Origin of the sequence: Burkholderia sp. (assembly GCF_018375725.1) — a bacterium.
Taxonomy (GTDB): Bacteria; Pseudomonadota; Gammaproteobacteria; order Burkholderiales; family Burkholderiaceae; genus Burkholderia.
This window is the reverse complement of the sequence record NZ_JAHACR010000227.1, coordinates 1-7,164: the sequence shown is the minus strand read 5'-3', so window position 1 is coordinate 7,164 and position 7,164 is coordinate 1. Positions and strand designations below refer to the sequence as shown.

General features: G+C 64.9%; 7 protein-coding genes. 4 read left to right on the top strand and 3 right to left on the bottom strand.

Annotation, left to right across the window (positions count from 1 at the left end; translation table 11 throughout):
• Both KH616_RS19015 and KH616_RS19010 read right to left on the bottom strand, forming a co-directional pair.
• A partial coding sequence (locus tag KH616_RS19015) for a rhodanese-like domain-containing protein (protein WP_292249690.1) occupies positions 1-654 on the bottom strand: 654 nt, incomplete at its 3' end.
• 114 nt (positions 655-768) lie between these two features.
• Positions 769-1,875, bottom strand: a complete 1,107-nt coding sequence (locus KH616_RS19010; protein WP_292249689.1) for an aromatic ring-hydroxylating dioxygenase subunit alpha — start codon at positions 1,873-1,875, stop codon at positions 769-771.
• A 269-nt stretch (positions 1,876-2,144) separates the two neighbouring features.
• Between KH616_RS19010 and KH616_RS19005 the strand changes: the two genes are divergently transcribed.
• From KH616_RS19005 to folE2, 4 genes are all read left to right on the top strand, one after another.
• On the top strand, positions 2,145-2,441 hold the full coding sequence (locus tag KH616_RS19005; RefSeq protein ID WP_292249688.1) for an exodeoxyribonuclease VII small subunit: 297 nt from the start codon (positions 2,145-2,147) through the stop codon (positions 2,439-2,441).
• The gene (locus KH616_RS19000; protein WP_292249687.1) at positions 2,438-3,322 is read left to right on the top strand and encodes a polyprenyl synthetase family protein; all 885 of its coding nucleotides are present in this window, start codon (positions 2,438-2,440) and stop codon (positions 3,320-3,322) included. The genes KH616_RS19005 and KH616_RS19000 overlap by 4 nt, the downstream gene beginning before the upstream one ends.
• An 84-nt stretch (positions 3,323-3,406) precedes the next feature.
• Positions 3,407-5,311, top strand: a complete 1,905-nt coding sequence (dxs, locus tag KH616_RS18995) for a 1-deoxy-D-xylulose-5-phosphate synthase (protein ID WP_292249686.1) — start codon at positions 3,407-3,409, stop codon at positions 5,309-5,311.
• Between the two features lie 162 nt (positions 5,312-5,473).
• On the top strand, positions 5,474-6,283 hold the full coding sequence (folE2, locus tag KH616_RS18990; RefSeq protein WP_292249685.1) for a GTP cyclohydrolase FolE2: 810 nt from the start codon (positions 5,474-5,476) through the stop codon (positions 6,281-6,283).
• A gap of 82 nt (positions 6,284-6,365) precedes the next feature.
• Here the strand turns inward: folE2 and tsaD are convergent.
• The coding region (gene tsaD, locus KH616_RS18985) for a tRNA (adenosine(37)-N6)-threonylcarbamoyltransferase complex transferase subunit TsaD (protein ID WP_292249684.1) at positions 6,366-7,164 on the bottom strand (799 nt) is incomplete at its 5' end.

Below are 7,164 nucleotides of genomic sequence, written 5' to 3'. Positions count from 1 at the left end.
GAAGCGGCCGTCGGCGGTCAGGTTGTCCTTGAAGAAACGATTGCGTGCGCCGGGAATATGCCCCCCGACGGGATCGATCGTTTCGTTTTCACCGCGGTAGCGATCCGGGGCGCGCGCGTCGATGACGACCCGCGCACGGGTCGTGAGGTTCGCGAGTACGGCTTGCGCATCGACCGTCGATTCGAGCGGCGGCAGCGCGCGGAAGTCGCCGCGCGAGACGCGCGGCACTTCGGTCGTCAATGGCTGGCCGGCGGCTTCCCATGCCTGCAGGCCGCCATCGAGGACGGCGACCGAATCGTGGCCGAGCCAGCGCAGCAGCCACCACAGGCGCGCAGCATAGGCGCCGCCTTGCGCGTCGTAGACGACAACCTGCTGCCCTTGCTTCAGCCCGCGGTCGGCGAGCGTCGAGACGAGCGCATCGCGCGACGGCAGCGGATGGCGACCGTTGGTGCCGGTCTTCCGGCCGGACAGATCGCGATCGAGATGAAGATATTGGGCGCCGGGAATGTGCCCGGCCGCATAGGCGGCTTCGCCCGCGCCGGTATTCGTGAGATCGAAGCGGCAGTCGAACAGCGCGATGCTGTCGGGCGCGGTGGCGAGAAGTTCGGCGAGATTGGCCGCGGAAATGAGTGTGGTGTAATGAGTATGGGTCATGACGGCTCCCGATTGGGCAAACGGCCGGATACTCTAAGTCTAAACAAAAAAGGCGGGCCGAAGCCCGCCTTTTCGTCATGCATCGCGGTGCCGAAGCCGCACCGGCGCCGAGCGTCAGATGTCGCCGAGCTGACGGCGCAGGAATTCGTGGAAGTGCTGCATACCGTCTTCCATCGGGCTTTGATACGGCCCGACCTGCGATTCGCCGCGCTCCATCAGCGCACGACGGCCCGCATCCATGCGCATTGCGATCTCGTCGTCCTCGATGGCGGTTTCCATGTATGCGGCACGCTCGGCCTCGACGAATTCGCGCTCGAACAGCGCAATTTCCTCGGGGTAATAGAACTCGACGATGTTGGTCGTCTTCTGCGGCCCGCGCGGAATCAGCCACGACACGACGAGCACGTGCGGATACCACTCGATCATCAGGCCCGGGTAATAGACCATCCAGATCGCGCCGAACTCCGGCGGCACGCCGTTGCGGAACTTGAGGACCTGCTCGTGCCACTTCTGGTATGTCGGGCTGCCCGGTTTCGAGAGTCCATGATGCACGCCGACCGTCTGCACGCTGTACCAGTCGCCGAACTCCCACTTGAGATCGTCGCACGACACGAAGCTGCCGAGGCCCGGGTGGAACGGGACGACGTGGTAATCCTCGAGATAGACCTCGATGAACGTCTTCCAGTTGTAATTGCACTCGTGGACTTCGACGTGATCGAACTGGTACTCGGAGAAATCGAAGTGATGCTTCGTGCCGAGATTCGCCAGATCCCGCGCGATGTTCCGGCCTTCCGCCTCGAACAGCATCCCTTGCCAGTTCTGCAGCGGGGATTTGCCGAGATTCAGGCAGGGCTTGTCAGGGAAGTGGGGCGCGCCGAGCAGCTGGCCTTCCAGATCGTATGTCCAGCGATGCAGCGGGCACACGATATTCTGCGCGTGACCGCGCCCGTTCAGCATGATCGCCTGCCGGTGGCGGCAGACGTTTGACAGCAGTTCGATCTGGTCCGCTTGCCCGCGAACCAGTACGCGGCCTTCGTTCTCCGATGGCAGCGCAAAATAATTCCCCGCTTCGGGCACCATCAATTCGTGCCCGACGTAGCGAGGTCCTTGCTTGAAAAGTGTTTCGATTTCGCGCGCCAGGAGCGCCTCATCGAAGTAAGCCGTGACTGGAAGCTGGCTGTGTGCCGACTTCAACTGAAGCGCGTCGCTCAGATTGGACATTCCCACTCCCGGTGAAAGCGTGAAAGCAGTGAACAACCCAACCATCGAAAAATCGATTTAGGGAAACGGGGTATTATACCTAGTTCGCTCCGCGAGGGGCAGCTTAAGTGTCTGATTTGTGTCAAAATTTCCCGGCGCAGGCACGCCAGGATGCGCAATGCGCATCTGATGCAGGGTCGGAGTGCATGCCGGGTGCGGCATGTCGTCAGGTTGAAAAGGCCGCTTTTGCCGTAGAATGTGCGACTTGCTTTGAATTTTGATACCCGTCCATGGCGAAAACCGCATCTTCCGGCGCCGCGCCGCACGGCAGCGGCGCCGAACCATTGCCGGACAATTACGAGACAGCGCTTGCGGAACTCGAAACGCTGGTTGCCCGGATGGAAAGCGGCGCGTTGAGTCTCGAGGATTCGCTTGCAGCGTACCGCCGCGGCGCGATACTTGTTGCTTTTTGCCAACAGCAGCTCGAGAAAGTGGAGCAGCAGGTGCGTGTGCTCGACGGTACGGCCCTGAAGCCGCTTTCGGCCGGGGGAACGGCCGCCACGGACAGCGAAGACGACGATCTATGACATTCGAACAATGGATGCGGTCCGTGCTCGACCGCGTCGAGGACGCACTCGGCCACTATCTGCCGGCTGACACTGTGGTGCCCGCGCAACTCCACGAAGCGATGCGCTACGCGGTCCTCGGGGGCGGCAAACGCGTTCGCCCGCTGCTGTGCCATGCAGCCGGCGAGCTGACCGGCGCGTCCGAGGCGGCGCGCAACGCGGCGTCGGCGGCGCTGGAGATGATCCACGTCTATTCGCTCGTGCACGATGACATGCCGTGCATGGACGACGACGCGCTGCGCCGCGGCAAGCCGACCGTCCACGTGAAGTACGACGAGCCAACCGCTCTGCTGGTCGGCGACGCGCTGCAGTCGCAGGCATTCGTCGCGCTGACGGACGCCGATGCGCTCGCGCCGGCCCAGCAGGCCGCGCTCGTGCGCGAATTGGCGCTCGCGAGCGGTTCGGTCGGCATGGCCGGCGGCCAGGCGATCGATCTGGCGAGCGTCGGCCACAAGCTGACGCGCGAGCAGCTCGAGACGATGCACCGCATGAAGACGGGCGCGCTGCTGCGCGCCGCCGTGCGGATGGGTGCGCTGGCAGGCGAGACGCCGTCCGCGGACGCGATGGCCGCGCTCGATGCCTACTCGGCTGCGGTGGGACTGGCGTTCCAGGTCGTCGACGACATCCTGGACGTGACGACCGACTCCGCGACGCTCGGCAAGACGGCCGGCAAGGACGCGGCGAACGACAAGCCGACCTACGTGTCGATCCTCGGCCTCGATGCGTCGCGCGAGCTGGCCGCCCAGCTGCGCACCGACGCGCACGCCGCGCTGGAACCTTTCGGCGCGCGCGCGCAGCGTCTCGCCGAACTTGCCGACCTGGTGGTGAACCGGGTCAGCTGACGCGAAAGCCCGCCGCCGCGCACACGCTACGGGTGCGTGCCGTAGAAAATGCGGGCGCGTTTGATTTCCTACAATGGAACGACGATGTACGACTTGCTGAAAACTATCGACGATCCGGCCGATCTGCGCCGTCTCGACCGTCGCCAACTGCAACCGCTCGCCGACGAGCTGCGCGCGTTCGTGCTCGACAGCGTGTCGAAGACGGGCGGCCATTTGTCGTCCAACCTCGGCACGGTCGAGCTGACGATCGCGTTGCACTATGTGTTCAATACGCCGAACGATCGCATCGTCTGGGACGTGGGGCACCAGACCTATCCGCACAAGATCCTGACGGGTCGCCGCGACCAGATGCACACGCTGCGCCAGTTCGATGGCATCTCGGGCTTCCCGCGCCGTTCTGAATCGGAGTACGACACGTTCGGCACCGCGCACTCGAGCACGTCGATCTCGGCCGCGCTCGGCATGGCGATCGGCAGCAAGCTCGAGGGCGACGACCGCTACTCGATCGCCGTGATCGGTGACGGCGCAATGACGGCCGGCATGGCGTTCGAAGCGATGAACAACGCGGGCGTGTGCGAGGACGCGAAACTGCTCGTGATCCTCAACGACAACGACATGTCGATTTCGCCGCCGGTCGGCGCGCTGAACCGCCACCTCGCGCGCCTGATGTCGGGCCGCTTCTATGCGGCAGCGCGTGCGGGTGTCGAGCGCGTGCTGAGCGTCGCACCGCCGGTGCTCGAACTCGCGCGCAAGCTCGAGGAGCACGCGAAGGGCATGGTCGTCCCGGCGACGCTGTTCGAGGAATTCGGCTTCAACTACATCGGCCCGATCGACGGTCACGATCTCGATTCGCTGATCCCGACGCTGCAAAACATCAAGGAACTGCGCGGCCCGCAATTCCTGCACGTCGTGACGAAGAAGGGGCAGGGCTACAAGCTGGCCGAGGCCGATCCGGTGCTTTACCACGGCCCGGGCAAGTTCAATCCGGCAGAAGGCATCAAGCCGTCGGCGACCCCGGCGAAGAAGACCTACACGCAAGTGTTCGGCGAGTGGCTGTGCGATGCGGCGGAGCGTGATTCGCGCGTCGTCGGCATCACGCCCGCAATGCGCGAAGGTTCGGGCATGGTCGAATTCGAGAAGCGCTTCCCGGATCGCTACTACGACGTCGGCATCGCCGAGCAGCACGCGGTGACGTTCGCGGGCGGCCTGGCGGCCGAAGGCATGAAGCCGGTCGTCGCGATCTACTCGACGTTCCTGCAGCGCGCATACGATCAGCTGATCCACGACGTCGCGCTCCAGAACTTGCCGGTCGTGTTTGCGATCGACCGTGCGGGTATCGTCGGCGCGGACGGCGCGACGCACGCGGGCGCGTACGATCTCGCGTTCATGCGCTGCATTCCGAACATGACGATCATGGCCGCATCCGACGAAGACGAATGCCGTCAGATGCTCCACACGGCACTGCAGCAGCCGAACCCGACCGCGGTGCGTTATGCGCGTGGCGCGGGCACCGGCGTGCCGACGGTGAAGGCATTCACCGAGATCCCGATCGGCAAGGGCGAGGTGCGTCGCCGTACGTCGCAGCCGGAAGGCAAGCGGATTGCGATCCTTGCGTTCGGCACGATGGTTGCGCCGTCGCTGGCTGCTGCGGAAGAGCTCGACGCGACGGTCGCGAACATGCGCTTCGTCAAGCCGGTCGACGCCGAGCTCGTGCGCGAACTGGCCGAAACGCACGACGCGATCGTGACGGTCGAGGAAGGCTGCGTGATGGGCGGTGCGGGTTCCGCATGCATGGAAGCCCTGGCGGCGAGTGGGGTTATCCGGCCCGTACTACAATTGGGCCTCCCTGACCAGTTCGTCGATCATGGCGATCCCGCGAAGCTGCTGTCGCTGTGCGGCCTCGACGCCGCGGGCATCGCGAAATCGATTCGTGAACGCTTTCTGAGTCCGGCGGTCGACACCGCCGGCCAGGCCAAGCGCGTCGCGTAAGCCGGCGCCGCCACGTGCGGCGTCGATGCGGCGCGGGTGGTGCACTCCGGTCTTTCTATTGATGCGGAAAACATGGGCCTGCGGGCCCATGTTGTTTTTCCGGCTGCCGTTCGCGGTGGCGCGCGCGAATCGTAAGCGCGCGGCTTATAAGGATTGAACAAGATGAACCAGATGAATCCCGCCTTCGTGATGCCCGACGTGCAGAGCACGGTGGATACCCGTCAGATTCCGATTCAGCGCGTGGGCGTGAAGGCGGTCCGGCATCCGTTGACGGTGCGCACGGAGAGCGGTGACGTGCAGCCGACCGTTGGTGTCTGGAACCTCGATGTCCATCTGCCGGCGGAGCAAAAGGGCACGCACATGTCGCGTTTTGTCGCGCTGCTCGAAGAGCATCGCGCGCCGCTGACGATCGAGCAGTTCCGTGCGATGCTCGCGTCGATGCTGGAAAGGCTCGAGGCCGAGGCCGGCCGCATCGAGGTGACGTTCCCGTATTTCGTGAACAAGACGGCGCCGGTGTCGGGCGTGCAGAGCCTGCTGGACTACGAAGTGACGCTGGCCGGCGAATCCCGCGGCGGTGCGACGCGTCTGTTCATGAAGGTGATGGTGCCGGTTACGAGCCTTTGCCCGTGCTCGAAGAAAATTTCGCAGTACGGCGCCCATAACCAGCGTTCGCACGTGACGATCGACGCCGAACTCGCCGCCGAGCTGCCGGTCGACGCATTGATCCGGATTGCCGAGGAGGAGGCGTCGTGCGAGCTGTGGGGGCTGTTGAAGCGCCCGGACGAGAAGTTCGTCACCGAGCGTGCGTACGAGAATCCGAAGTTCGTCGAGGATCTGGTGCGCGACGTTGCGCGCCGGCTCGATCAGGACGAGCGCATTGCGGCCTACGTGCTGGAAGCGGAAAACTTCGAATCGATCCACAATCACAGCGCATATGCGCTGATCGAGCGCGACAAGCGCCGCGCCGTGTAACGCGATCGTTTCGTTCAGCTGGAAAAATGGCCGCCCGAATCGGGCGGCCTTTTTTTCGGGCGGCGTGCGTAGTGCGGCGCGATCAGCGTGCGAGCGAAGCCAGATCCCAGCGCGGCTTCACGGTGAACGCGTAATCGGCGCATGCCTGTTCCGGCCAGCGTGCGAGGCGCAGCGCGCCCGCGAGCGCGATCATTGCGCCATTGTCGGTGCAGAGCGCGAGATCCGGGTAATGCACGTCGAAGCCGCGCTTCGCGGCTGCCGCCGATAGCGCGGCGCGCAACTGGCGGTTTGCGCCGACGCCGCCTGCGACGACGAGACGCTTGAGTCTCGTCTTCTTGAGTGCGGCGAGCGATTTCGCGACGAGCACGTCGACGGCTGCATCGACGAAGCCGTGTGCGAGATCGGCCTTCGCGCGTGCGAGCGCGTCGCCGGACAGCCCGGCCGCCTCGAATTTCTTCATCTGCGTCAGCACGGCGGTTTTCAGGCCGCTGAAGCTGAAGTCGAGATCGCCGGAATGCAGCATCGGGCGAGGCAGCACCACCGCGCCCGGCGTGCCGGTTTCCGCAAGCTTCGAGACTTCCGGGCCGCCGGGATAGCCGAGGCCGATCAGCTTGGCGGTCTTGTCGAAGGCTTCGACGGCCGCGTCGTCGAGCGTCTCGCCGAGCGTCTCGTAGACGCCGACGTCGGTCACCCGCATCAGCTGCGTATGGCCGCCCGACACGAGCAGCGCCACGAACGGGAATGGCGGCGGTTCGTCGACGAGCAGCGGCGACAGCAGGTGGCCTTCGAGATGATGGATGCCGACGGTCGGCTTGTTCCACGCCAGGGCGAGCGCGTTCGCGATGCTGGCGCCGACCAGCAGCGCACCGGCGAGGCCCGGG